This is a genomic window from Pelotomaculum isophthalicicum JI (genome assembly GCF_029478095.1).
Taxonomy (GTDB): Bacteria; Bacillota; Desulfotomaculia; order Desulfotomaculales; family Pelotomaculaceae; genus Pelotomaculum_D; species Pelotomaculum_D isophthalicicum.
The window spans coordinates 1-25,222 of sequence record NZ_JAKOAV010000021.1; the positions used below are offsets into that span (position 1 = coordinate 1).

The 25,222-nt window shown below is 43.6% G+C and carries 23 protein-coding genes and 1 riboswitch; of the genes, 11 read left to right on the forward strand and 12 right to left on the reverse strand.

Features of this window, described 5'->3' with window-relative positions; all coding sequences use genetic code 11:
* Positions 1 to 178: 178 nt before the first annotated feature.
* From L7E55_RS11305 to L7E55_RS11345, 9 genes are all read right to left on the reverse strand, one after another.
* Positions 179 to 646, reverse strand: coding sequence for a CD1247 N-terminal domain-containing protein (locus tag L7E55_RS11305; protein WP_277444343.1), 468 nt, complete (start codon positions 644 to 646; stop codon positions 179 to 181).
* Positions 647 to 732: 86 nt separating this feature from the next.
* On the reverse strand, positions 733 to 1,290 hold the full coding sequence (efp, locus tag L7E55_RS11310; RefSeq protein ID WP_277444344.1) for an elongation factor P: 558 nt from the start codon (positions 1,288 to 1,290) through the stop codon (positions 733 to 735).
* Positions 1,291 to 1,310: 20 nt separating this feature from the next.
* The gene (locus tag L7E55_RS11315; RefSeq protein WP_277444412.1) at positions 1,311 to 2,393 is read right to left on the reverse strand and encodes a M24 family metallopeptidase; all 1,083 of its coding nucleotides are present in this window, start codon (positions 2,391 to 2,393) and stop codon (positions 1,311 to 1,313) included.
* A complete protein-coding gene (gene aroQ, locus L7E55_RS11320; protein ID WP_277444345.1) occupies positions 2,374 to 2,850 on the reverse strand; it encodes a type II 3-dehydroquinate dehydratase in 477 nt (158 codons plus the stop codon). The genes L7E55_RS11315 and aroQ overlap by 20 nt, the downstream gene beginning before the upstream one ends.
* A gap of 79 nt (positions 2,851 to 2,929) precedes the next feature.
* Positions 2,930 to 4,279: a TldD/PmbA family protein gene (locus tag L7E55_RS11325; RefSeq protein WP_277444346.1), complete on the reverse strand. Its 1,350-nt coding sequence runs from the start codon at positions 4,277 to 4,279 to the stop codon at positions 2,930 to 2,932.
* Positions 4,280 to 4,496: 217 nt separating this feature from the next.
* A complete protein-coding gene (locus tag L7E55_RS11330; RefSeq protein ID WP_277444347.1) occupies positions 4,497 to 4,706 on the reverse strand; it encodes a sporulation peptidase YabG in 210 nt (69 codons plus the stop codon).
* A gap of 110 nt (positions 4,707 to 4,816) precedes the next feature.
* Positions 4,817 to 6,196 carry a TrkH family potassium uptake protein gene (locus L7E55_RS11335; RefSeq protein WP_420852041.1) on the reverse strand — a complete coding sequence of 460 codons (1,380 nt, stop codon included), beginning with the start codon at positions 6,194 to 6,196 and terminating at the stop codon, positions 4,817 to 4,819.
* A gap of 257 nt (positions 6,197 to 6,453) precedes the next feature.
* A complete protein-coding gene (locus tag L7E55_RS11340) occupies positions 6,454 to 7,701 on the reverse strand; it encodes an NRAMP family divalent metal transporter (protein WP_277444348.1) in 1,248 nt (415 codons plus the stop codon).
* Between the two features lie 6 nt (positions 7,702 to 7,707).
* Positions 7,708 to 8,988, reverse strand: a complete 1,281-nt coding sequence (locus L7E55_RS11345; protein WP_277444349.1) for a magnesium transporter MgtE N-terminal domain-containing protein — start codon at positions 8,986 to 8,988, stop codon at positions 7,708 to 7,710.
* 145 nt (positions 8,989 to 9,133) lie between these two features.
* Positions 9,134 to 9,302, reverse strand: a riboswitch (M-box (ykoK) riboswitch).
* A gap of 153 nt (positions 9,303 to 9,455) precedes the next feature.
* On the opposite strand from L7E55_RS11345, the gene L7E55_RS11350 reads away from it, so the two are divergent.
* Complete coding sequence (locus L7E55_RS11350) at positions 9,456 to 10,364, forward strand: NAD(P)/FAD-dependent oxidoreductase (protein ID WP_277444350.1); 909 nt, start codon at positions 9,456 to 9,458, stop codon at positions 10,362 to 10,364.
* 2 nt (positions 10,365 to 10,366) lie between these two features.
* Here L7E55_RS11350 and L7E55_RS11355 read toward each other — a convergent pair whose 3' ends face one another.
* Positions 10,367 to 11,578, reverse strand: a complete 1,212-nt coding sequence (locus tag L7E55_RS11355; protein WP_277444351.1) for a hypothetical protein — start codon at positions 11,576 to 11,578, stop codon at positions 10,367 to 10,369.
* Positions 11,579 to 11,775: 197 nt separating this feature from the next.
* On the opposite strand from L7E55_RS11355, the gene L7E55_RS11360 reads away from it, so the two are divergent.
* The 7 genes from L7E55_RS11360 to L7E55_RS11390 all read left to right on the forward strand — a co-directional run bounded on the left by L7E55_RS11360 (position 11,776) and on the right by L7E55_RS11390 (position 18,837).
* A complete protein-coding gene (locus tag L7E55_RS11360) occupies positions 11,776 to 14,421 on the forward strand; it encodes an MEDS domain-containing protein (protein WP_277444352.1) in 2,646 nt (881 codons plus the stop codon).
* Between the two features lie 214 nt (positions 14,422 to 14,635).
* Positions 14,636 to 15,313: a PspA/IM30 family protein gene (locus tag L7E55_RS11365; protein ID WP_277444353.1), complete on the forward strand. Its 678-nt coding sequence runs from the start codon at positions 14,636 to 14,638 to the stop codon at positions 15,311 to 15,313.
* A 4-nt stretch (positions 15,314 to 15,317) separates the two neighbouring features.
* On the forward strand, positions 15,318 to 16,025 hold the full coding sequence (locus L7E55_RS11370; RefSeq protein WP_277444355.1) for a hypothetical protein: 708 nt from the start codon (positions 15,318 to 15,320) through the stop codon (positions 16,023 to 16,025).
* A gap of 19 nt (positions 16,026 to 16,044) precedes the next feature.
* Positions 16,045 to 16,230: a hypothetical protein gene (locus L7E55_RS11375; protein ID WP_277444356.1), complete on the forward strand. Its 186-nt coding sequence runs from the start codon at positions 16,045 to 16,047 to the stop codon at positions 16,228 to 16,230.
* Positions 16,231 to 16,379: 149 nt separating this feature from the next.
* Positions 16,380 to 17,897 carry a metallophosphoesterase family protein gene (locus tag L7E55_RS11380; protein WP_277444357.1) on the forward strand — a complete coding sequence of 506 codons (1,518 nt, stop codon included), beginning with the start codon at positions 16,380 to 16,382 and terminating at the stop codon, positions 17,895 to 17,897.
* A 142-nt stretch (positions 17,898 to 18,039) separates the two neighbouring features.
* On the forward strand, positions 18,040 to 18,336 hold the full coding sequence (locus L7E55_RS11385) for a ferritin-like domain-containing protein (protein ID WP_277444358.1): 297 nt from the start codon (positions 18,040 to 18,042) through the stop codon (positions 18,334 to 18,336).
* 33 nt (positions 18,337 to 18,369) lie between these two features.
* On the forward strand, positions 18,370 to 18,837 hold the full coding sequence (locus L7E55_RS11390) for a hypothetical protein (protein WP_277444359.1): 468 nt from the start codon (positions 18,370 to 18,372) through the stop codon (positions 18,835 to 18,837).
* Between the two features lie 58 nt (positions 18,838 to 18,895).
* Here L7E55_RS11390 and L7E55_RS11395 read toward each other — a convergent pair whose 3' ends face one another.
* Positions 18,896 to 20,893: an FAD-dependent oxidoreductase gene (locus L7E55_RS11395; protein ID WP_277444360.1), complete on the reverse strand. Its 1,998-nt coding sequence runs from the start codon at positions 20,891 to 20,893 to the stop codon at positions 18,896 to 18,898.
* A gap of 246 nt (positions 20,894 to 21,139) precedes the next feature.
* Between L7E55_RS11395 and L7E55_RS11400 the strand changes: the two genes are divergently transcribed.
* Positions 21,140 to 22,093, forward strand: a complete 954-nt coding sequence (locus L7E55_RS11400; protein WP_277444361.1) for an NAD(P)H-dependent flavin oxidoreductase — start codon at positions 21,140 to 21,142, stop codon at positions 22,091 to 22,093.
* Between the two features lie 227 nt (positions 22,094 to 22,320).
* The gene (locus tag L7E55_RS11405; protein ID WP_277444362.1) at positions 22,321 to 22,521 is read left to right on the forward strand and encodes a hypothetical protein; all 201 of its coding nucleotides are present in this window, start codon (positions 22,321 to 22,323) and stop codon (positions 22,519 to 22,521) included.
* Positions 22,522 to 22,550: 29 nt separating this feature from the next.
* Here L7E55_RS11405 and L7E55_RS11410 read toward each other — a convergent pair whose 3' ends face one another.
* A complete protein-coding gene (locus L7E55_RS11410; protein ID WP_277444363.1) occupies positions 22,551 to 23,732 on the reverse strand; it encodes a M24 family metallopeptidase in 1,182 nt (393 codons plus the stop codon).
* Between the two features lie 251 nt (positions 23,733 to 23,983).
* Between L7E55_RS11410 and L7E55_RS11415 the strand changes: the two genes are divergently transcribed.
* Positions 23,984 to 25,195 carry a cofactor-independent phosphoglycerate mutase gene (locus tag L7E55_RS11415; RefSeq protein ID WP_277444364.1) on the forward strand — a complete coding sequence of 404 codons (1,212 nt, stop codon included), beginning with the start codon at positions 23,984 to 23,986 and terminating at the stop codon, positions 25,193 to 25,195.
* Positions 25,196 to 25,222: the final 27 nt, after the last annotated feature.

Below are 25,222 nucleotides of genomic sequence, written 5' to 3' on the forward strand. Positions count from 1 at the left end.
TCCCCCTTCGACTTCCTTCAGACCCCACCGTTGCCAGTGACGCCCTTGTCTACAGGTTGTCTTCCCGCTGGTTAGGTGACAGGGTTTCTTTCAACCCATTGGCTCGGCAGACATGCCGGGCGAACAAGAAGCGGCTGCTTTGTAGCCGCCGCTTCAAATCAATACGTTAAGACATATTTTAAATATCTTCCTCATTTGTCATTGACCTGTTACCGGTTGTCTGCCCTTCCAGCATTTCAGGTTCTTCATCGATCTGATAATCCTCGTCATTTACAAAAACCACTTCATCACAATTAGGACAGGTAATTTCCACCACATCTTTATCTTCAGTTATATGGGAATCAAAATAAACTGTTTCACCACACCCGGGACACTTAACTTCGATAAAATTTCTTTTGCCGGTGATATGGTTTACTTCGTCATCCTCATACAATTCATCTTCCAGGTGGTACAGGTCCTCGTCGATTGTTTCTAAATAATCTTCAAGCTGTTCCTGTCCCTCTTCCAGATCACCAAATGAATCGGCAAATTCGTCTAAAACTTCAATAATTCCATGAAAAAGTTTGCCTTCTTTTGAATCGGGGCTTAGTTCAAGCCCGTTCGACAATCCTTGCAGGTAAGCTACTCTTGATTTCAAATCATTCATTCACACTGTACCCCCTCTGGTTTATTGACTTTGGTAGGTCCTATATAGTATGTCAATAATCAGGGGGCTTTAAACATGTTTGTCAATTATGCCCGTTTAATATAGTTTCCTGTTCTGGTGTCAATCTGAAGCCTGTCCCCCACATTAATGAAAAAAGGCACTTGGACTACCGCCCCGGTTTCCAGGGTAGCCGGTTTAGAACCACCAGAGGCGGTGTCACCCTTGATACCCGGACTTGTTTCAGTAACTTCCAACTCAACGAAGTTCGGCAGTTCCACACCGATGGATTTTTCCTGGAAAGTTAATACGTGGATATTCATATTTTCTTTCAGATATTTTACGGCATCACCCAGCTGGTCGGCAGTCATCGCCAACTGATCATAAGTCTCCATATCCATAAAATTAAAGTCTTTTCCGTCGTTGTAAAGATACTGGACCTCACGCCGCTCAATCCTGGCTTTGGGTATTTTTTCACCAGCGTTAAACGTTTTTTCGACAACGGCTCCAGTACGTACGTTTCTGAGCTTCGAACGTACAAAGGCTGAACCTTTACCAGGCTTAACATGCTGGAACTCAATTACCTGGAAGACATCTCCTTCGAGTTCAATGGTAAGTCCTGTTCTAAAATCGTTGGTTGATATCACCGCTCCCGCCTCCTGATAATTTATGATAAATTTAATAGATTAATAAGCTTATCCTTTGGTATTCCGGTTAAGACCTTACAACCAGATTCCTCCACCACAACAGTGTCTTCAATCCTCACCCCACCCCAGTCCGGCAGGTAAATACCCGGTTCAACCGTAACTATCATGCCCTGCCGCAACACAGTATCATCTTTCGACGACAACCTGGGGTTTTCGTGTATACTTAGGCCAAGCCCGTGCCCGGTGCCGTGTCCGAACCGCTCACCATAACCTTTCGCAGCAATAACATCACGGGCTATCCGGTCAACATCCGACGCCCGCCTGCCGCTGCGGATCGCTTCGATAGCCCGCATCTGGGCTTCAAGCACAATATAATATATTTCTTGTTGTTTTGGACCCGGTTCTCCAATAACGACAGTCCTGGTAATATCTGAATGATAGCCATGATAAACCGCCCCGAAATCCAGGGTGACCAAATCCCCCTCACGCAATTTCCTGGTGGAAGCCACACCATGCGGAAGCGCCGACCGGGGACCGGATGCGACAATAATATCGAAAGCTGCCCCGTCCGCGCCCATACACCTCATTGAATACTCCAACTGCAAAGCCACTTCCCGCTCAGACACACCTGGTTTTATAATGGGCAATACCTTTTCAAACGCCTGTTCAGCAAGGCGTACGGCTTCTGCAATATTTTTAATCTCATCATCATATTTAGTCAATCTGAGTTTTTCCACTAGTCCGCTTTTCTCTTTTATTTCAAGATTAACTAATTTATCCTTTAGCATAAGAAATTGATTGTAGGCTAGATGCTCCCCTTCACAACCCAAACTGGAAATTTTATTTTCTGCCAAAATCGAGGCCAGCGCCTCAGCGTAAGAATCTTTTACCTCTATTATTGTCATTCCCGGGCTTTCATCTTTCGCTTGCTCCAAATAGCGAAAATCTGTAAGCAGGAAAGTTTTATCCCGACATACTAATAGCGCGCCGTCTGTTCCGGTAAAACCGCTTAAGTAATAACGATTTTCCGGGTTAGTTACATAAAGCGCCTCAATTTGAGCAGCCGCCAACAATTCTTGCAATTTATTTATCCGAACTTGCATTTTCATTTGCATCATTTTTCCTCCAACAGGGCATTAGTTCAACTAATGCCCGCAATGCCAACAGGTAACTGTTCGCGCCAAGCCCGCTGATTTGTCCCGCGGCAACCGGAGCGACCACAGAATGCCGCCGGAAATCCTCACGCGCGTAAATATTGGATAGATGTACTTCGATAGTAGGGATTCCAACGGCTGCGACAGCATCGCGCAAGGCGTAGCTATAATGGGTAAACGCCCCCGGGTTAAAGATCACTCCGTCAACTTCACCCACGGCGTGATGGAGCAAATCGATCAAATCACCTTCGTGATTCGATTGCTGAAAGCTAATATCAACCCTTAATTCGGCAGCTAATACCGACAAATTATTATTGATCTCTTCCAAACTAAGATTACCGTATATTGCCGGCTCACGCTTACCAAGCAAGTTTAGATTCGGACCGTTAAGCACTAGTATCTTCAATTAATAACACCTCTTACCGACTGGAAACATTCTACCATAGAACTGCTATTTATTCAAAAGAGAAGTTAATCTGGCTAAACTATTGACCACTTACAGTCATTTCCGCCAACCGTAGAGTCGGTGAACCTTTACTGCCATAAAACTGCAAATCGTTTCCGACAGCGTCAACTGAAGCAAGAAGATCGATGATATTTCCACCCAAGGCCATACCACGTACTGGTTTTGTTAATTTTCCTTCTTCAATCCATAATCCGGCCACTCCAACTGAAAAATCCCCGGAAATTGGATTGGCAGTATGCATTCCCATCACCTCAGTGATGTAAATTCCATCGGTGACATCTTTAATCATATTATCAACCGGGGTAGAACCAGTATCGATAAAAAAGTTTGTGGTTCCTACTTCCGGAGTACCCTTAAAGGAACTGCGCACCCCATTGCCGGTTGAACGCATATTCTCTTTAGCCGCTGTGTAGCTGTTGTAAAGGAATCCCTGGAGAATTCCATCTTTAATCAATACGGTACTCGCAGTAGCAACCCCTTCACCGTCAAAAGGGGTTGATGCAATCCCACTATTCAGAGCGCCATCATCAATTATCGTTAATTTCTCAGATATCATTTTGTCGCCGACTTTACCGGCAAATAATGAACGCCCTTTTTGCACTGCTTCGCTGGTAAGCGCAGGGGCAATCAAGCTCAAAAAGTTTGTTGCAACATACGGGTCTAGCACAACGATCGTTTTCTTTGTAGGAAACGGAGTCGCACCCAGCATGCGCACAGCTCTCTGTGCAGCCTCCCGGCCAACTTTGTCCGGGTTTAATTGTTTATATTTTAACCGGTAGTCGAGGGCAAAACCATTCTGAGTATCATGGCCTTCACTTGCCGCTAACGCCAAATAAATGCCACAGTATCCACGCTGGCAGGTTAATTTCATACCACGACTGTTCACGATCGTTACCAACACTTCTCCATCCTGATATGTGGCGCTTTCAATAATTTTCACCCTGGGATCGTAGTCCAGCGCGGTTTGTTCCATAGATCTGGCCAGATCAATTTTTGCTTCAATCGTGGCCTCTCTAATATCAGGATCATATAAGTCCAGTTCCGGATAGACCATGTCAGGGGCAGGCAGGGAGTGATATGGATCTAAGGCTGTCTTGCCGCAGTTAGCCAGCGCCTGCCGCACAGTCGTCTTTATTCCTTCAACACTTAAATCAGTGCTATAAGAGAATCCAGATCTCGTGCCGCAAATAACCCTCAGACCCAGGCCGCTGTCTTCCGCGAATTTCATGGTTTCCACATGACCATTTCTCACATCGATATTTAACTCTTTTTGTCTGCTGATATAAGCTTCGACCTGTTCGGCCCCTTGCTTTCCGGCAAGTTTAACCGCAGCTTCGGCGATGCCAAGATTAGTCTCGTCTCTACCCATTGATACCGCTCTCCCTCCGACATCTTAAAAACATGATCCAATGTTTGGAACACTTTCAAGTAAAACAAGAGCTTGACAAAAGTAAGCTCTTGTTTTACTTGTTCATGTAGTATAATTCAAGGTTAGTTTTAATATCCCTTTAGCAAAACTAAATTTTACAATGTATAGTGTTATCGGCCTCTACCTCCAGTTTACGGCAAAACTGCCTCCCGGCAGTTTAGTGTACAAAAGGCGCTGTCAGAGCGAATAGGTGACGGGCGGAAATTGGAGCAAGGTCTTGTACTGAAGCCTCCACAATTAAACTAGGGTCCAGAATGGCAAGAATAGCAACTCTTTCCCCGGTAGCCTGGTTTGTATAAAAACCAATTATACAAAACTGCATGTCCTCTCCGTATATTTTCCTGGTTACTATATCCCCGATCTTCATCTGTAATACCCCCTGTGAAATCGGCGAAAACAAAAAAACTAAATAGCAACAATGTTATATTTCTAATAGCATATGCAGAGAGAATTGGAGTTGTGTTTCAACTGCAACACCTAACCGACCATTATCTTTTCCTCAGGGTAAATAAGTGATGCCTTACCCCGTTTTTGGGCCAAGGCAAAAGCCGCAGTCAAAGGACCCACTCTGCCCAGGAACATAGTCATGATAATTAATAAGCGCCCGGCCACGGTTAGTTTGGGGGTAAGGCCCATGGTCAAGCCCACTGTGCCGAAGGCTGAAGTGGTTTCGAACAATACTGTTAGAAAATCCGCATTCTCTGTTATGGATAATAACAAAGAAACTACTGTAACCAAGCCCATCGCCAATATAACTATGGTGATCGACTTGTAAATCTGCTCCTGCCCGATCCGCCGGTGAAATATTTCAGCGTTTTCCTTCCCTTTAGCCATTGACCAGACAGCAATGGCCAGGGCACCCACGGTAGTGGTTTTCACGCCTCCTCCAGTGGAACCCGGCGAGGCGCCGATAAACATCAGGATCACGATAAAAAACTGCGTGGCTGAACGTAACGCCCCCGTATCAAGTGTATTGTATCCCGCCGTCCGGGGCGTAACCGCCTGGAAATAAGCGGCTAAAGTCTTGCCAACCGGACTTAGCGGTTTTAAAGTATTATCCATTTCCAAAAAGTATATTATCAGTGTTCCTGCGATCAATAAAAGTCCGGTAACTGACAAAGTCATTTTTGTATGCAAGGACAAACGCCTAAAATTTTTATTGTGCTGAACAAGGTCGACTATGACACTAAAACCGATACCGCCTAAAATGATTAAAGTTGTAATACATAGATTTACCGTGATATCTTCAGTATACCCGGTCAGGCTCTTAAAATCTCCGAACAGATCGAAACCGGCGTTGTTAAAAGCCGAAACCGAGTGAAACAAACCGTACCAAATCCCTTTTTGCCAGCCCAGGTCAGACGACCAGCGGATTGCCAGCAGCATGGCGAAGACAAACTCGGTGGTAAAAGTAAACAAGAGCACGTATTTGGCTAATCTCACTATACCGGCTACATTTGTCTGATTCAACGCCTCCTGGATAATCAACCTTTGCCTGAGGCCAATCCGGCGGCCCAGCAGCATAGCGAAGAAAGTAGCCATTGTCATAAACCCCAAACCGCCTACCTGGATTAAAGCCAGAATGACCACATGTCCCAAAGTGGTCCAGTGAGTGCCGGTGTCAACGACCACTAGCCCGGTGACACAAACAGCCGACGTGGCCGTAAAAAGGGAGGTTAAAAAGCTAATTTCCTGACCAGGTTGCACGGCTGACGGCATTGTAAGCAAAACAGCTCCCGTCAGAATAACCGATGCGAATCCCACCACCAGAACCTGAGACGGGGTAGCCCGCAAGGTCAACTTTTTTTGTTGTTCTCCATAAGGAGTTAAGGAACCATTTATCGAGCCTTTAAACACTATTTTTCCTCCAAAACAAAACCCCAGAATGCTCCAAAAGGCACCTGGGTTTTTTATAGTATTCTGCACTGTTTATATTATAGTGATGCAATTTTAAAAAACAAGTATCCATATCCAATATTTATATAATCTTTATATACATATTATTGTAGATCTAGATCTACATGGTGATTATTAACAAGAGTTTTCCCTTAAAATGGCGTTCGCTGATTTCTTTGGTGAATAAAGGTTGAACGGTAGAAAAGATCAGACGGGTCCTACTGGAACAACCCGGGTATTATCGAAGAGATAACCAGGAGAGTTGTTAAAATAATCATTATGACAGTGGTCACCCAAGCGATCAAATTAAACACGCGGGAATTTACATGCTCACCCATCAAGTCACGGTCATTGATTAAGTTTAACATAAACACCAGCACCAGCGGCAATAATGCGCCGTTTATCACTTGGGACCAAATCATTATTGGAATCAGAGGAATATTCGGAATAAGAATAATCCCGGCGCCGGCAACCACAAGAAAAGAATATAGCCAGTAAAAAACAGGAGCATCTTCCCAGGTCTTATCTACACCTGCTTCAAAACCAAGGGCTTCACAAATAAGAAAAGCGGTTGAAAGAGGTAAAATTGATGCTGCGAACAAAGAAGCGTTGAACAAGCCAAAAGCAAATAACTCAGAAGCCCAGCGTCCGGCCAACGGCATCAAGGCGCTGGCCGCGTCTTTGGCTGTTTCGATAGCGATGCCGTTTTTATGCAGTGTCGCCGCGCAGGCAACTACAATGAAAATAGCCACCACATTGACCATAATCACACCAGTGATGACATCGAGACGCGAAAGTTTATAATCTTTGATCGTGATCCCTTTTTCCACTACAGCCGATTGAATGTAGAACTGCATCCAAGGCGCGATGGTTGTACCAACTAGGCCTATTAACATGGCCAGGTACTGGCTGTCAAACGTAAAATGAGGGGTTACCGTTTCTGTTAACACGACATCCCAGGGTGGTTCAGCCAGAATACCTGAAATTACGTATGAAAAATATAAAGCCGAGGCAAATAAAAATATTTTCTCTACCCTTTGGTATGTTCCCTTAACTACCAGCCACCATACAACTAACGCGGAAACCGGTACCGATATATATTTGTTAACATTAAATATTTCCAGGCTCGCAGCTACACCGGCAAATTCCGCGATGGTATTGCCCAGACTGGAAAGAACCAAACCAAGCATCGCGAATAATATCAGACGTACTCCATATTTTTCGCGTATCAAGTCGGCCAGGCCTTTGCCTGTCACGGCTCCCATCCGCACACCCATTTCCTGCACAACGAACAGCGCCAGAACCATGGGAATAAAAACCCACAGCATATGATAGCCGAATGTAGCCCCCGCCACGGAGTAAGTAGTGATACCCCCGGCGTCATTGTCTACATTGGCCGTAATAACCCCTGGTCCCAAAATAGAAAGAAAAAATATTACCTTTTTAATAAAAGAGGGTTTTTTCATGCACGCTCACCTCCTGCCGAAGGCTTTGCGCATCATATAATAGGAAAAGCTCTCCAGGTTCTTGCGGTCAGGTACAATAGTATTTAGAACGTCATCCACCGTAATTATTCCGAGCATGCGACTTTTCTCATCCACCACCGGTACAGCAATCAGGTCATATTTTACGATGGTGTCAAGCACATCCCTGTGCTCGTCGCTAGATAAAACGGTAATGATCCTATCCTGCATAATTTCCTGGAGTGGAGAGCCGGGTTGGGCCATAATTAATTCACGTAAAGAAAACACTCCCAAAAGTTTTTCATCTGCATCCGTAACATAAAGGTAATAAATCATTTCAGCCGCATGAGCCGTCTCACGAATTTTATTAATAGCCTCCTGTGCGGTCATGTTTAATGCCAGGGCAATAAACTCGGTAGTCATAAGAGCGCCGGCCGTATCCTCGGGGTACTCCATTAACTCCCGCACATCTTCCGCTTCTTCAGGCTCCATCAAATTCAGCAGTTCATCCGATTTCTCCTGCGTTAATTCGCCGAGCAAATCCGCGGCCTCGTCCGGTGCCATTTCCTCAAGGATCCGGGAGGCGCGCTCACTGTCCATGCGTTCAATAATATTGACCTGTGTGTCCAGGTCTACTTCGCCTAGCGCCTCGGCAGCAGTCTGATCATCCAGGTTATTGATAAAGTGCGGTCTTTCGTAGTGATCAAGCTCTTCTATAATCTCGGCGATATCAGCGGGGTGCAGCCTACTGAATTTGTCGGTGGTTTCGGAAAGTTTTATATTATCCGTCCTTGTACGGATCGGCTCTAAATACTGCCAGCCAACCAGGCTAACAGGCAACCGCTCTGTTTTTGGGTCATAACCGAAAACCCTCCTGAGTAAACCGCGCACACCAACATCCACCGCGCTTAGCATAATCTCATAAGTATCTTTGCGCTTAAGCCAGGAAAGTTGGATATCATTAACCCGAACAAGCTTTGAGCCTTTAATATCTACAATTTGTTTATCAAGAAGCCATTTCTTGACAAAAAGTTCATTCTCCTGGATGTTGGCGTTATTCATAAGATCAAACTTATTTTTTAAAAAAAGGCCTTTTTTATAAAATGTATTTATTTCTGAAATATTAATGATCTTTTGGTTTCCTTTTTCATATTTAATCCCGGTTACTCTCGGGTATACCCCATCCCAAAGCACGGCAAGGTCCCTAATAGTCCCAACCTTTTTGCCCTCGGCGTCATAAATTTTTTTACCAAGGAAGGTGCTGATAAAAAATTCTCCTTGTAATTTCACTTGAAGGCACCTCCTAACTCCGGGCGTGGAATTCCTTTTTGTTAATATGCCATCTTTAATCAATTTTTTTTCCTGATAGCAGTTAATTAAAAACAAAATAAAAACAACCCTGAGGAAGGTATCAAAAGGGTTGTTCCCAGTAAATCCCTTTCCCCTCTCGTTTGAGCTTTGGCACGTACATAGCTAGAGAAATAATCTCAGCCACATTAGATAAAACCTTAAGCCGGTAATACCTGTTGACCCGTTACAGTCTTTCGACTTTTCCGGGCAGTGGCATATGGTCCATGTAGAAGCCTCACCTAACGAGGAAATTATTATATTTTCAATTTATATATTATAATGAAAATAAATTTCTGTCAAACAAAGGCTATATTTAAAGATCGTTGTTTAATAATGAATAATCTTGGACAACTGGGCAAAGTTAATAATAAAATTTTATTTTCACAGTAGTAAATGGAGGTTTTATCTTGTACGATGTCGCAATAGTAGGTATGGGCCCGGCAGGGATGACAGCTGCTGTATACGCCGCCCGCAAAAAACTAAAAACGCTGCTCATCGGTAAGGAATGGGGAGGTCAGATAGCACGGACCAGTGAGGTGGAAAACTATATGGGATTTCAGCTAATCACTGGCCAAGAGCTAATGAGAAAATTTGAGGAGCAGGTTAACGAGTATCCCGTTGAAAAAATATTGGATGAAGTTATTTCCGCCGGGAGTCAAAAAGAAAATTTTATTGTTGCCACGAAAGGCGGGCAGCAATACTTTGCCAGAACATTGATCATAGCCACCGGCAAACAGCCCCGGTGGTTAAATGTGCCTGGGGAAAAGGAGTTTATCGGCAAAGGGGTAAGTTACTGCTCCATATGTGACGCTCCACTTTTTCAGGGTAAGAAAGTGGCGGTAATCGGCGGAGGCAATTCCGCAATTACAGCGGCATATGACTTGATTAAAATAGCTAGCCACGTATATGTTGTCTCTCTGGATGACTGGAAAAGCGACCCTGCTTTAAGCGATAAAATCAAAGATGCCCCGAATCTTACTAAAATGGCCGGGTATCAAACATTAAGCATTAACGGTGAGCAAACCGTAAAAAATATTTTTCTCAAGTCTGTTAGGGAGCCTTTCAGGGAAACGAACCTGGAAGTGCAAGGTGTTTTTATTGAGATTGGCACCGTGCCCACTACCGATTTTTTGAGTGGATTTATCAATTTAAACGATTATGGTGAAATTGTTGTTGACTGCAGTTGCAATACTTCCGTGCCAGGGGTTTTCGCATCAGGAGACGCAACCACCGCGCCTGAAAAACAAGTTATCGTTGCCGCGGGAGAAGGTGCAAAAGCAGCGCTTAGCGCTTTCAAATATATCCTGGAAAATTAAGACTAGAATATTATTAGGTTATCTCTATTTAACCAGTCTGGTATTTTATAACCTTTTATGGCTGGATGATCGGCAAATAACATTCTGACTTTCTTTATAGATTCATATGTTTCTTTAATTAATAATCTTTGCTCACTAATATATTCCTTATTAAAATGATTATTATTTATACCACGCGCTAATTCTTGTTTAATAATACCAACCTTGATAAAAGGATTAATAATATCAGTATAGTCCTTATCATCAAGCAGCCTGACCTTTTTTCTCAGCCACTCATCAAGGAGTTGTATTGTGCTTTTGTCAACAGCTTGAACCTCCGCAAAGAAAGCAATATTTATATTTTCAGACATCATATTATCCAGAACATGAACAAATTCATAATAATTTTTTTTATTTGGAATAAAAAGCGGCCTGAAGCCCTCCGGTCTGTTTTTTTTAAAATCCTCCTTAAATATTCTCTCACCAAATATCTTCAGCGACATTTCATTAATATGAAATAATTCCTCAATGAAAGCCTCATAAATTGATGCATTTTCAACCCACTCACCGAAAATAGAATTATGATAACCACCGTATACAGTTTGACACTCCTCGCCTGTTATCAAATAGGACATCCATTTACTTTGATGTTCTACAGAAAGAATATTGAGATGCCTAAGACAAGCTGCAACCACTTTTTCCTTGCTTTTTTTAACATATCCAAATTCAAATACCGGTAGTAAAATTTTATCCTTTTTACACCTGTCTTTATAATTATAAGCTATAGAACCCGAATAATCAGATATAACATTAATATGGTACCCGGATTCATTAAAATAATCATTCAAAATACTCATTTCGAAAAACAATGGTTCTAATTGTGGTTTTCCAAGATACAACATATTGGTAAAGGGTTTATCGCTGTATTTTATTTCTTCCAGAGTAGTAGTTAAATGTTCTTCAGTAGGATAAAGGCAAATTTGTTTTATAGTATTATTATTTAATACAGAAATTTGTTGTGTAATTGGAAAATCATTATATTGTTTAATATAAGGGTTTATTGTATAATTCAATGTTATCTTTTTTTCTTTGATTAAATCAACTATTATTGTTTTCAACATATTTTCATTTAAATCCATATATTCTATTTTTATCTCATCATAAGGGATTCCATTAAAATCATTGGAATTAATATAATAACTAGTTATTCTTTTTAATATTTCTATCTTGCTCAATGAATTTTACCTCCATATCATATTATTAAAATTCCAGTGAACCCGCTTGAATTTGGCACGTAAGGCATATCAAAAATAGTCTATTATATTTTACAACTTTTTTCGACAATAAAGACAAGTTTTTGCAGGTGAATTCATAATTTTGCCGAAAAACAAATAATTCATAAAAATCATGATATCACCGGGAGGAAAATAATTTGCTTCATCAACAAAAAGATATTAGCATAAAGAAGGAAGCTCTTCAAATGATCAAGCCCCATAATCACCTTTGCTTGATTTATGACACGCCGGAAGAATGGTATGATATTGTCATCCCGTTTTTTCTCCTGGGTCTCGAGCAGGGTGACAAATGTATTTATATCGCGGACGCAAGCACTGCTGACCAAATACGCGTCTTTTTAAATGAAGAAGGTGTCAATGTAGCTGCTGTTGAATCATCAGGGCAATTTGTCATCCTGACAATAACCGAAATCCAACCGGAAGATGGCATATTTGACCCTGACCAAATGATTTCATTATTAAAAAAAGAAACAGCTAAGGCAATGCACGAAGGCTATAATGCCATACGTATAACCGGAGAAATGACCCGGTTTCTCCAGGTTGGAACAGATGCGAGCAAGCTAATAGAATACGAGGCTAAGCTAAATTATTTCTTCCCGGAATATCCTTGTGTATCCATTTGCCAGTATAACCGTAAAGAAACCGCTCCGGAAATCATTAAAGAAGTGATTATGACTCACCCGATACTGGTGCATGGCAGCCATATTCACCACAACTTTTATTATTTGCCGCCAAATTATTTTCTAAACCAAAAAAGTAGTGCATGCGAAGTTGAGCACTGGTTAAATAACTTGGAAAACAAGTATAACATTGAGGAGCGGTACCGGCGAATTGTCGAAACCGCCAATGAGGGCATCTGGATATTGGATGCCAACCATCAGACAACTTTCGCCAATGAAAAACTGGCATTAATGTTTGGCTCTACTGTTGAAGAAATGAACGGGCGGTCTCATTTTGATTATATAGACAAAAAACAATGGTCCGATGTTAATAACGCCATGGAACGCCGCAAATTAGGAATCTGGGAACAATACGAAATCGAGTACCGCCGCAAAGACAACTCACCATTTTGGGCGATAGTGTCCGCCACCCCCTTTTTTGACCAAAACGGCCGCTTTATTGGCTCGTTGGGAATGCTCACGGACATCACGAAGAGAAAGCAGGCTGAGCGGGAACTGCAAATGAGCAACGAGGAACTGATATCAGCTAACGAGGAATTGACAGCCATAAATGAAGAATTGATTGCTACAGAGGAAGAACTCAGGCAGCAGTATGAGAAACTGCAGAAGAAAGAGGCAGACTTGGCGGTGGCGAACCAGCAACTTCAGGATATTATTGAATTCCTCCCGGATGCCACTTTTGTTATCGGTAAGGATAGGAAGATTATCGCCTGGAACCAGGCTATCGAAGAAATGACCGGTATGCCAAAAGAACAAATGCTGGGCAAAGGAGATTATGTGTATTCAATTCCTTTTCACGGAAGACCCCGCCCGGGTTTGGTTGATTTTGCCTTCAACACCGATTTTGATCCTGATTCTTTTTATGACTGCTTCGAAAGAAAAGGTATCACTTTGCATGGGCAGACATATTTGCCTGACATGCATGGAGGAAAGGGCGCCTATATTTGGGGCATCGCTTCACCGCTTTTTGACAAGGAAAAGCGGATCGTTGGAGCAATTGAGACTATTCGTGACATTACTGAACAAAAGCAGCTTGAAGAACGCCTGAAACATATAAGCCTACATGATACTCTCACCGGCCTGCATAATCGCGCTTATTTTGAGGAGGAAATGCGGAGGATAGAGGCAGGACGCGGTAATTCGGTGGGTATTATTGTTTGCGATGTGGACGGACTTAAATTTGTCAACGATACACTTGGCCATGAAGCCGGGGATGCCTTACTGCTGACAGCTGCCCGTATCATCAAAAGTTCCTTTCGGGAAAGCGATATGGTAGCAAGAATTGGCGGCGACGAATTCGCCGCAATTATTCCTAACAGTGAAGAGAATACTGTTGAAGAAGCCTGTAACAGAATAAAGCGCACCATAGATAGTTATAACGAAACAAACCGGGAGTTGCCGCTCAGCATTTCCGTCGGTTTTGCCGCAAGAAGAGATCTTTCAGTGAGTATCAATGAACTCTTTAAAGAAGTAGACAACAAAATGTACCGTGAAAAGCTCCACCAGGCCCAAAGCACACGCAGCGCCGTAGTGCAAACTTTGATGAAAATGCTTCAGGTAAGGGATTTTATGACAGAAGAGCACGCGGACCGGTTACAGATCCTGATAGTAGATCTGGCTTCAGCTATCGATTTGCCCGAACGCAGTGTGACCGACTTGCGCCTTCTGGCACAATTTCACGATATCGGCAAGGTGGGAGTGCCAGACAGCATTCTTTTTAAACCTGGCCCTTTAAATGCTGAAGAGACTGCTGAAATGAGGCAACATTGTATAATCGGCCACCGTATTGCCATACTCGCGCCGGATCTTGTCCCGATTGCCGACTGGGTCCTGAAACACCATGAGTGGTGGAACGGCGAGGGATACCCCCTTGGCTTAAAGGGTGAGGAAATACCGTTGGAATGCCGTATTCTGGCCATTGTTGACGCTTATGACGCCATGATTAGCGACCGTCCTTACCGCAAGGCAATGACCCAGAGGGAAGCCATAAATGAACTGCGGAACTGTTCAGGAACACAATTTGATCCTCAACTGGTAGAAAAATTCATTCACTTGCTGGATAAAAGAAGACTCTATGACCTGTCTGTTCCGTTATTATCATGAATAAACTAGATTATCGTAGAATAACCATGATCTTTTGTGTCCCGAAGCAGCATTTTGAACCCTTAAACCAGCCCGGTTCACCAGTGCCCGCCATTAACCGGGGTGACCTTTGAATTTAGCCTGGAAAACTAGTAGGATTGTCGCAATAAATCTTTAATAGCTCTTAAGGCTATGTAAGGATAACGTACAACAAAAACACAGGAGGAGTGCAGAAATGGGATTGTTTAAAAAATTGAAGGATGTGTTGGAAGCAAATATTTCCGACCTGATCTCCAAGGCTGAAGACCCGGAAAAAATGTTGAACCTTTACGTGGAACGAGCCACTGAGGAATTAAAGCAGTTCAATATCCAGGTCAACCGCGCAGTGGCCGACCAACTGCAACTTCGCCAAAAAGCAGAAGCCAGCAAGAAAGAAATTGAATCATGGAACACTCAAGCTAAAGTGGCAATTACGCAAAACAGAGATGATCTGGCCAGGATTGCCCTGGAACGTAAAAAGACAGCGGAAAACAATCTGGCTGAATATGAAGCTCAGTTAGCCGAACAGGAGAAAGCGGTAGAAACATTACGAAGCAATTACCGCTTATTAGAGGAAAAGCTTAACAAGGCCAGGTCTGAAAGGGACCAGTTGGTGATGCGGCAGCGCCGGGCGGCGGCCATGAAGCAAGCTAACGAAGCAGTACAGGAAATTGCTAGTAATAACGCTCTTTCCGATTTTGACCGGATGCGTGACAAAGTCAATAGATCGGAAGCGGAAGCACAGGCAACCATGATTTCCGCTGAGAACTCTCTGGAAGATGAATTTGCCAAGCTGAAAAAATCAGCCGACGACATGGCCGTTGACGACGAATTGGCGAGACTGAAGGCTGAACTTGGAAAAGGAAAGGAATAAACTCGTGAGTTGTTTGAAAAAAACCCTCGGTTTGCTTGTATGCCTGGCGCTGGTACTATCCCTCCTGGCAGGCCCGGCCCTGGCAAAAGGGTTCAGCAGCGGAGGACGCAGTAGTTTTTCGTCGGGCAGCAAAAGTACTTCATCCGGGAAAAGCTACTCGTCAAGCACTTCGAGCTACTCCAGCAAATCCGCAAAGAGTGGAGCGGCTGATACTGCCGCTCCATCATCTAGTGGATCACAACCAACAGGGGCGTCAACGAGCAATTCATCTTCCGCTGATACTTCAAAGGGTAAAGGTTATACAACCGAAACACAGGATTTTTCCACACCAAGACAAGGCAGTCCGCCGGCGTTGAGCCAGGACTATCAAACTGGCAAATCTGGTTACTCAACAGGGAACAGCTCATACTCCACCGGAAAAACGTCTTACAACGGCACCTGGGACCGCACCTTGTCGCCTGAAAGCGACCGTTTCCCGGCTCAGCGGCAAGTTGGTGTTTTCGGTTCACCGCCGCAGCCCCCGTATTATTACCATAATCGTTACTGGAGTATGCCTGCGTGGTCACATCTTTTCTTTACGCCAAATTATTACTACACTCCCTGGGGTTACCACTATTTCATGCCAAGTTTGTTAACCTGGGTTATAATCTTAGGGCTGTTAGGTTTGTGTGGATATTTAATTTACCGCCATCTGAAGCGATCGAGGAAATAATTTAGGAGGGTGCTATAAAATGGAATGGCTAGACGGGAAGAGAGTATTCATCAGACGCGACAGGGAGGATAACGGTTTTGACGGTGTGGTAACCCAAGTCAAAGGAAAATGGATTTACGTTGCGGTATCAGACCCGGATCCGGTCGGTTTTGAAGGGATCTGGGTAAACACTGAGCTGCAACGGGAAATTGCCGTATTAAAATAATCGAACCGTTTAATAACGCCGGCGGAAACCAAACCGGCGTTTTTTTACGCCAAAATAAGCCGGTAAATTCCCACCGCAGATGTTAAAAGTTACATGTCGCAAGCAATAAGCATATACTAGCAATAATAAATTTACGGGGAAATTTAGAAATGAGTACTGTTAATAACAAAATAGATGTACGGTGTATCAACGGCTCGCCCGGGATTTTTAACACTGAAGGTCAAAATAATTACTATCCGCTTTCCATGACAAGCAATCCGGCAATTTGCAACGAAGAGTTATGTACGCTTGGTTATAACTACGCCATGATCACTTGGGCAACACCGAAACGACCGGCGGACACGACAATATGTTTCGGAGAGAACCCTGAACGATTAACTAAGCATACAGTCAATCAAAATACTGAATATCATTGGGTGGAAATATACGGTTTAATTCCTTCCACACGTTATTGGTACAGGGTAGAGTCCAACGAGGTTAAAGGCTCTTTAAATTCTTTCACGACTTTACCTAAACCTGAGGGAAAGCATCTTTTTAATTATGCCATTTTTAGCGACACGCACATTGCTTCTACCAACCCTGTCAAAGATATCAACGAAACTTATTTTGGCAAACTCGTTGAACACTCAAAAACATTATTAACCCAGTGTATAATGGACAGCAAAAGACGGAATATTGATCTGGCAGTGATAACAGGTGACCTTACTGACACCGCAAACCAAAAGCAGTATTTAGAGCTAAGGGATCAAATCCTTCCATGCTTCGGGAATACCCCCTATCTTTTATGTATCGGTAATCATGACAAATTCACCAAAAACTCGGGCATTGGCGAAAAAGGCTTTCTTGACTATGTCTCGAACCGCGAAAAGACTTGCGCGAACTTCGTATTTCGTGATTATCAGTTTATTCTGCTTGACTCCTGTAGACAAAATGATAATTGGGGATACATCTATCCCACTCACTTACAATGGACCAAAAATATATTGCAAAGCGAAGGCAAACCCTCTTACCTGTTTTTTCACCATCCATGCAATGGACCCGACTTGTGGTTCGGCGTAAAAAACCATAAGGATTTTCTAAAAACCATCCGGCCATTTTCCTGTGTGCAAGGTGTTTTTTCCGGACATATTCACCGAAATAAAGTAACCGTCAACCATATTGCGACAGGCAATCTCCCTTACGTGGAAATACCCGCAACCGTGCAGTTTCCTTGCGCCTATGCGATAGTGCAGGTATTTGAGAGCGGCTTCATTTACAACTCTTACAAAGTGAGCAGGCTGGATCTATCGGAAATGTCCCGGGGAAGGTTTATTCTTAAACATCGTGGTAACGCCATCCTCACCTGGTACGGTTTTGGCGGCATAGGTGATCGTTGTTTTTCCTATTCCAACAACCAATTGTTTCGCCCGGCTCGGTACGAACTAGCTGTAACATTAGATCAGCAGAGGGCTATTAAGTTTTATCAACGGGTTCAGTCCTTCGACGGCGCCAGTCTTACTTGTTCCAATAACATCAATAATTTAAAAGTTGTCTTAGGCCACCACGATTCACATTCACTTGCTTTCCGATCATACTATGACAAATTTTCGCATTTTAACATTAACGCCATGATAAGTAAAGAAGGCAACTACGATTTACCTCAGAACATTAAGCTGCTTATCGAATAACATGTAAAAAACATCCAATCCAATTTTCGTTGTTATAAAATATGATAAGACAAATTCTAACATTAACATGGTAAATGTAACCATGGAAAATATCTTTCATATAATATAACAACAATCAACCCTAGAAAGGCAGGACATTAAAATGAGCGCTAAGCAAGAAGACGTAATGGGCGGCATGACAGGCGGATGTTTTCCTAGCCCTCAAGACATCCTTGGGATGCTGGCGGCAAGCGAACAACAAGAAGTTGTTCTTTATTCCCAGATTGCACAAGCCGTACCGTCAGAAGAACTTAGAAGAATAATTTTATACATGGCATGCAAAGAACAACGCATGGCGGAAAAACTTGCCTTGCTGTCGCAATGTTTTGGGGCAATGCCCGCCGGGCCGCCTGTCGGAACAATGTCTTATTCCGTCGGTGAGCAAGAAGAAAAGAAATAATGTTATTAAACATTTTTTCAGGAGGTAATAAAAATGAACACTCTGCAAAGTTTGTTACATGAAGCAATTCAGCTCGAACTCCGGCAAGTGCAACATCTGGCCATGCTGGCATGCATGGCTCCGGACGAATGCACCCGGCATATAATTTTAGGGATGGTCAAGGAAGAGACCGGGGAAGCGATGTTCTGGAATACCGTTGATGCCGCTTACCGGGGAGTCCAGCTAACCGGAGGAGTACCTTGCCCTGTCATGCCGCCTGGAATGGCGCCAACACCCGGCTGTAATCCAACTCCTGGCTGCGGCCCCTGTCCAGGAACTCCCTGTCCTGGTATACCAACTGGTGGCATAACTGGTGGTATAACTGGTGGTATAACCAGTGGACCAGGCGGCTCCCCTATGCAGGCTTGGAATCCCAACCCTATTATATCTCCCGACCCGGGTGGCGGTGTCTGTGGCCAAGGGTTTTATTCAGAAGAAGCGAAAAAAGATGAAAAAAAATAATTATTACTGGCCGGGTTTCCATTTACCGGCCTATTCTCTTTAAATTCAGTGAATTCATCTAATTTATATCAATAATCTTTAGCCTGTCATAATAATTTTCGAGTAAACGAATCAAGTCCTCTCCCTCACTTTGCTGGCAAAAGAGAAGCCTCTCTGGCTTAATGTCCAGCTGCGCCAGAAGAGTTCTGGCGCGCTCTAAGACGCGATTGCATGATGCGCTCCCGCTGGGGTGCCGACATTGCCCCGGACCGCAGGCTACGATCGCCACCCCGGCAGCCCCGTTCTCAAAAGCTTTTAAAATCCATTCAACGCGCAGTGCGCCTGAAGTGGGTATCTCAACCAACCGTGTTTTATTTAGTATGGATGATTCTTTAAACTTGTCCCGCGTTAAGTCCAAGACAACCCCCCGGCAGGCGAATATAGCCAGATAACGTGCGATTAATGGGTTATCTTTTACCATAATTTCGTCTAGAACTTCCAGCGTAATAGCGCCCGCCGGGCAGGCAGCCGCGCAGATGCCGCAAGCCAGGCAGCTTTCCACGGGAATCCCTGCATGCTCTTTAACAACGGGTACACCATAAGGACAAACACGCTGGCAGGTTAAGCAAGCAGCACATTTCTCAATATTTACCTTTGCTCCTAATCCGCAGCTCATGCAACGTCCCGCTTCGCGGAGCGCAGCTTCTTCTTCTAAGCCCTTTTCATAAGGCAAGAAGTTTAGAGAACGTTGTTCAGGCAATAGTGACTGCATTCCCTGCCGTTCAATATGAGGCACTTTTACAGCAACTTTATCCGGCAATGCTCCAATGAGATTAGTCTCTCCTTCAACTGGAAGCATTGTTTCACCTTTTAAGCTGCGCCCGACAATATCTGCCACGCGATGTCCTGATGCCACCGCCGCTATTGCCGGTCCCGGTCCCGTGATTATTTCACCACAAGCAAAAACACCTGAATCCGCGGTTGTAAGAGTTTTTTTATCTGTCAGCAGATAACCCAGCGCATCTTTTTTCAAGCTGCTACCTTCAAGAAAAGATGTTTCCGGTGTTTGGCCAATGGAAAGTATTACTGTATCTCCTGGAATAGTCTTATAAACATTGGGTTCATATACCGGGTTGAATTTTCCTTCCCAATCTAAAACAGTTTTTACTTTCTGTACTTTAATACCGGTAATGGAACTTCCACTTGACAGAACCTCCACCGGACCGTAACCTGGCTCCAGCTTCACCCCTTCATCAATCGCCTCTATGATTTCCCAAGACGATGCCGGCATTTGCTCCCGATCTTCAAGTGAAATTACAGTTACCTCTAGCGCCCCCAAGCGCAACGCGGCACGGGCTACGTCCATCGCCACATTGCCTCCGCCGAGCACAACGATCCGCTTACCAATCCGCGGCATTTTCCCTAAATTTACCAGATTTAAAAACGGCAGCGCAAATAATACGTCGGCATGATCAAAACCTGGCAGGGCTAATCCCCGGCCTCCCCATAGACCGGTACTTATAATTACCGCGTTATATTTATTTCTTAATTCATCAATACTGATATCTATACCCACTTCAGTATCGGGAACAAAGTTTATACCGGTAGACAAGATCTGCTCGACATCCCGTCTCAGCGCTTCTCTCGGCAGGCGAAATGTCGGCAGTGAGGCCATGAAGTGTCCACCCGGCTCCTGGTAACGGTCGTATACAGTAACTTGGTGGCCTTGACGCGCTAAGTCATATGCCGCGGTTAAACCAGAAGGTCCTGAGCCAATTACCGCAACCTTTTTGCCTGTATATACGGTTGGACAAACCTTCTCCGTCCGCAAACCGACTGCTTCTACAACAAAACGTTTTAAGCTGCGAATGGAAACAGGCTCATCGACCTGCGCCCTGCGGCAGGCAGCCTCGCAGGGGTGCGAACAGATCAAAGCGCAGACAGACGGAAAGGGATTATTCGCCTTGATCAAGCGGTAAGCTTCCATGTAGTCACGTTTTGATATGGCGGCCAGGTAACCACGGACATTGGTGTTAACAGGACAAGCGTTGTTACATGGTGGCAATAGTTCAATCAATCGAAGGAAACCTCCAAATGTAATAGATAAAAATATTTAAAAAAATTATATCCTTATTGACAAAAGTTTTGCAAAAGTTTTTTTTGTGATAAAATATTACTTATCTTAGTATACAGGATTATTTCTTTCTATACCGAATATGTTTTAATGTGGCGAGGATATGTTAAAGCTAAATATCAATATAAAAAAATTATTGCCTTCCAAAAATATATATGTAAATATTGTTATGAGGGAGAATATATGTTAATGAAATTTCCGGAATTAAAAATCAGACATTTGGTGCCAAAGTATCCAATTATTCAAGGCGGCATGGCTTTGCGGGTATCTACCGCCCCACTTGCAGCTGCTGTAGCTAATGCCGGTGGAATTGGAGTAATTGGCGCTTCCGCTATGTCAATAAATGAATTAAGAAACGAAATACGAACTGCCAGAAAAAACACCAAAGGTATTATTGGTGTAAACATTATGTTCGCTGTTCGTCAATTTGCAGCGCTTGTGCAATCAGCGATTGAAGAGAAAATTGATTTAATCTTTACCGGAGCAGGATATTCACGGGATATTTTCCGCTGGAGCCAAGAATCGGGCGTTCCGATTGTCCCTATTGTATCGTCTTCGAAACTGGCGAGGATTGCGGAAAAACAAGGTGCGGCGGCAGTTGTGGCTGAAGGGGTCGAAGCAGGAGGGCACCTTGGCACAAACCGTTCAATTGATGAAATACTCCCGGAAATCGTTTCCGCGGTAAAGATACCGGTAATCGCCGCCGGCGGTATTGTGGACGGCAAAGGTATCGCTAAAGTGATTCGGATGGGGGCTAGCGGAGTTCAAATGGCCACCCGCTTTGTACTAAGTGTTGAATGCGCGGTAGCTGAAGCTTTCAAGCAGATGTACTTAAAAGCTACGGCGGACGATGTAGTAATCATATCCAGCCCGGTAGGTATGCCGGGTCGTGCTTTGCGCAACGCTTTTGCGGACAAGATACTAAAAGGCGACGCGCCGGAACCGGATGGATGTGATGGTTGTCTAAAAAATTGCTCCCAGGAGTACTGTATCGTTAAAGCCTTGGAAAACTCACGTATCGGTCAAGTTGATGACGGTGTGGTTTTTGTCGGGCAAAATGTTCATCAAATAAAAAACATTTTGCCTGTGCAAACGATTTTTAATAAACTCATTGACGAATATGAGCAGGAACATGACGGCTGACCCAAAGGTCACACAAGTCGAATTTGTTCTGCTAATTATATATGCTAACCGCTTACCATGACCATAGTCCTATAAATAACATATTATAGGACTATTTACTTTTACAAGTATTTATAATATATGTAAACCAACGAATAAATATTGACTGTCGACTTATTCCCAATACAAGCAATTAATCTGCTTCTAATAGCAACTAGCAACCCACATCATCTGGAAAGGAATGAAATATGATGACTGAAACCATACCGGTTTTCTGCCCCAATACAAAGCGAGAAGTTATCGGTTTGTTAAAGTTAAATCCAAGTATTTACGATAATGATATCAAGCCTGAATATGATCTTATATTATGTACCGGTAAAATTAATGATTGTGACAAGGCAGCATTCAGTTGCCCGCTCTCAAATATTTGCGCTTGTAAGCTGCAATAACCGGGACTAACATAAGCGCAAAAATTTTGTCAGATATATATTATATCTTCATCAAATATTGTCAAAGTTTTCAGCCCGTCCGCGGTTACAACAAAAGTATTTTCAATTCCCACCGCTCCGTCTTGAAAAACGAATTTTGGTTCAATAGCTAATACCATTCCTTCTTCCAGCGGTGTTTTGATACCTGCCGCGACAACCGGCATTTCGTCAAGTTCTAATCCAACGCCATGGCCGATAAATGATACTCTCTCAGGATAACCCATAAAGTGTTCTCCAAAATCACTCGCTTCCGCTATTTCCAACGCTGAATCATAAAGTTCCGCGCACATCACTCCCGGCTTTGCCAGTGTCTTGATTCTCTCTTGAATTTTATATGCGACTGAATAGGCGCGGACTAAGTGGTCCGGCAGTTTACCAATACAAAATATCCTGGTTTGGTCCACGATGTATCCGTCATAAACAAACCCGTAGTCTACCAGTACAGGTTCGTTTTTGCCAATCAACTTATAACCGGCGCTTTGGGGGAAAGAAGGATCCGGTCCCCTACCGCCCGTGGGTCCGTCGAAGTAACTTGATACCGCGAGGTTCGAGCCGGACATTAAATGACCGTAACCAAGTTCCTGGTTAAACCCCCGCAACCTGTGCATACCAATATGACCCCTTTTCCGGCAAGCCGCTTCAACATCCCCTGCCAACTCCAGTTCAGTAATACCTTCCCGAATATTTTCCCTGATAAAACCATATATCTCCTGGTTTAGTCCCGCGGATTCATTGATTATTCCCAATTCATAAGGCGATTTGACCATGCGTAAGGAACGAATATAAGGACTGACATCAATTATTTTCGTTTTTTCAAATAACTTATGATAACGCTGGTATTGGACTACCGGCAGCACATCCAGTTCAAAACCCAAGATGTTAAACGGTCCGTAGCCAAAGGATTTTAAAACAGCCACCATTTCTTTGGGATTTTCAAGATGGATAATGTTTTCTAAGGCTGATTCTTCACTCGCCCGTATAAAACTCCGCTTAACCATCAGAACCGGTAGGCCGTCAGCCGGAATAAACAGATGCGCTCGCTGCATCGTACCGGCGAAATAAAAAACATCGACATTTTGGATAATCATTGCTCCATCAATACCCTGACGCTTTAAAATATCTTGTAAGTTCTTAATTCGCCGTTCAAGCTCAAATTTTGGTGTAATACGCAACGGTAAGCAACCTCCCTTTTTTAACATTAAGGTATTCAGAATTCAGGAGTCAGAATTCAGAATATTTCGGGATGATAATTAATTCTTTATTCTGACTGCTGACTACTGATTACTGACTCCTGATTAGTTATGTAATGCTTGTTATTACAAAGGTTAGCTGGTTTATCACGACCAGAATGAAGGATTTCATCTGATGTATGGAGAATATTTTCATTCAGAATAAATTATACAGCTGTTTTAAGGAGATTGCTATGAAATATGTTATTTTATTGGGTGACGGCATGGCCGACGAACCGGTCGGCGAACTGGCCGGAAAGACGCCTCTACAAGCTGCCGCCACGCCAAATATGGATTACCTGGCGGCTAACGGTGTAATAGGTACAGTCAGGACGGTCCCGGAAGGACTGCCACCTGGCAGTGATGTCGCCAACCTCTCCGTAATGGGTTACGACCCTTGCAAATACTATACCGGACGCTCGCCTCTTGAGGCTGTGAGCATGGGCGTCGACCTGGGGGAAAACGACGTAGCTTTTCGTTGCAACCTGGTCACCTTGTCCGATAATGGCATTTATGAAGAAAAAACAATGATAGACTATAGCTCCGACGAGATCTCCACACTGGAAGCCAAGGAACTGATCGAAGATATCGATAAGCGCCTGAGTAACGACTTTATCCATTTTTACCCCGGCATCAGCTACAGACACCTTTTAGTCTGGAAAGGCGGACCTGTGTCCAGTGACCTTACACCTCCCCATGACATATCAGGCCGGTTTATCACTGAATACCTTCCCAAAGGCGACGGATATGAAACTTTAATTTACTTGATGAAAGAAAGCAATAAGATTTTACCGGAACACCCTGTAAATTTAAGAAGAAAGAAAGAAAAAGGTCTTCGGCCCGCCACTTCCATCTGGCTGTGGGGGCAAGGGAAAAAGCCGGCATTACCTAAATTCATCGACAAATACGGGCTTACAGGCTCAGTGATTTCCGCTGTAGATTTAATTAAAGGGATTGGTATTTGCGCAGGACTGAAAGTAGTTGAAGTGGAAGGCGCCACCGGTAACATACACACCAACTTCCGGGGCAAGGCTCTCGCAGCCCTGGAAGAACTTAGCAAAGGAAAAGATTTCGTTTATATTCATGTTGAAGCGCCGGATGAAGCCGGGCACCGGGGTGAATTGTCAAACAAGGTAAAAGCCATCGAGGAAGTTGATAAGATGCTGGCTGAGTTGCTAAACGGGCTTAGCCAATTCAAAGATTACAGAATAATGCTCCTGCCTGACCACCCCACCCCTATGAGCATTCGCACTCATTCCAGCAGCCCGGTTCCCTTTGTGATATATACAAGTGGAATTAATACTAATAACAAAATCAAGTCCTACAACGAAGAGGCAGCGGAACAAAGCGATTTAATTTTTTCCACAGGACACGAACTCATGGATTATTTTATCCGGCGCAAATAACATTGCAAAAGATTATAACAATATTTA

What these genes read in the sequence shown, in the direction of transcription:
- L7E55_RS11325 (WP_277444346.1), bottom strand. Translation starts at nt 4,279, where the DNA reads ATGGGTAGAGACGAGACTAATCTTGGCATCGCCGAAGCTGCGGTTAAA.
- L7E55_RS11340 (WP_277444348.1), bottom strand. Translation starts at nt 7,701, where the DNA reads ATGAAAAAACCCTCTTTTATTAAAAAGGTAATATTTTTTCTTTCTATT.
- L7E55_RS11415 (WP_277444364.1), top strand. Translation starts at nt 23,984, where the DNA reads ATGAAATATGTTATTTTATTGGGTGACGGCATGGCCGACGAACCGGTC.
- L7E55_RS11315 (WP_277444412.1), bottom strand. Translation starts at nt 2,393, where the DNA reads ATGCAAGTTCGGATAAATAAATTGCAAGAATTGTTGGCGGCTGCTCAA.
- L7E55_RS11365 (WP_277444353.1), top strand. Translation starts at nt 14,636, where the DNA reads ATGGGATTGTTTAAAAAATTGAAGGATGTGTTGGAAGCAAATATTTCC.
- L7E55_RS11375 (WP_277444356.1), top strand. Translation starts at nt 16,045, where the DNA reads ATGGAATGGCTAGACGGGAAGAGAGTATTCATCAGACGCGACAGGGAG.
- L7E55_RS11405 (WP_277444362.1), top strand. Translation starts at nt 22,321, where the DNA reads ATGATGACTGAAACCATACCGGTTTTCTGCCCCAATACAAAGCGAGAA.
- L7E55_RS11385 (WP_277444358.1), top strand. Translation starts at nt 18,040, where the DNA reads ATGAGCGCTAAGCAAGAAGACGTAATGGGCGGCATGACAGGCGGATGT.
- L7E55_RS11305 (WP_277444343.1), bottom strand. Translation starts at nt 646, where the DNA reads ATGAATGATTTGAAATCAAGAGTAGCTTACCTGCAAGGATTGTCGAAC.
- L7E55_RS11330 (WP_277444347.1), bottom strand. Translation starts at nt 4,706, where the DNA reads ATGAAGATCGGGGATATAGTAACCAGGAAAATATACGGAGAGGACATG.
- L7E55_RS11390 (WP_277444359.1), top strand. Translation starts at nt 18,370, where the DNA reads ATGAACACTCTGCAAAGTTTGTTACATGAAGCAATTCAGCTCGAACTC.
- L7E55_RS11380 (WP_277444357.1), top strand. Translation starts at nt 16,380, where the DNA reads ATGAGTACTGTTAATAACAAAATAGATGTACGGTGTATCAACGGCTCG.
- L7E55_RS11400 (WP_277444361.1), top strand. Translation starts at nt 21,140, where the DNA reads ATGAAATTTCCGGAATTAAAAATCAGACATTTGGTGCCAAAGTATCCA.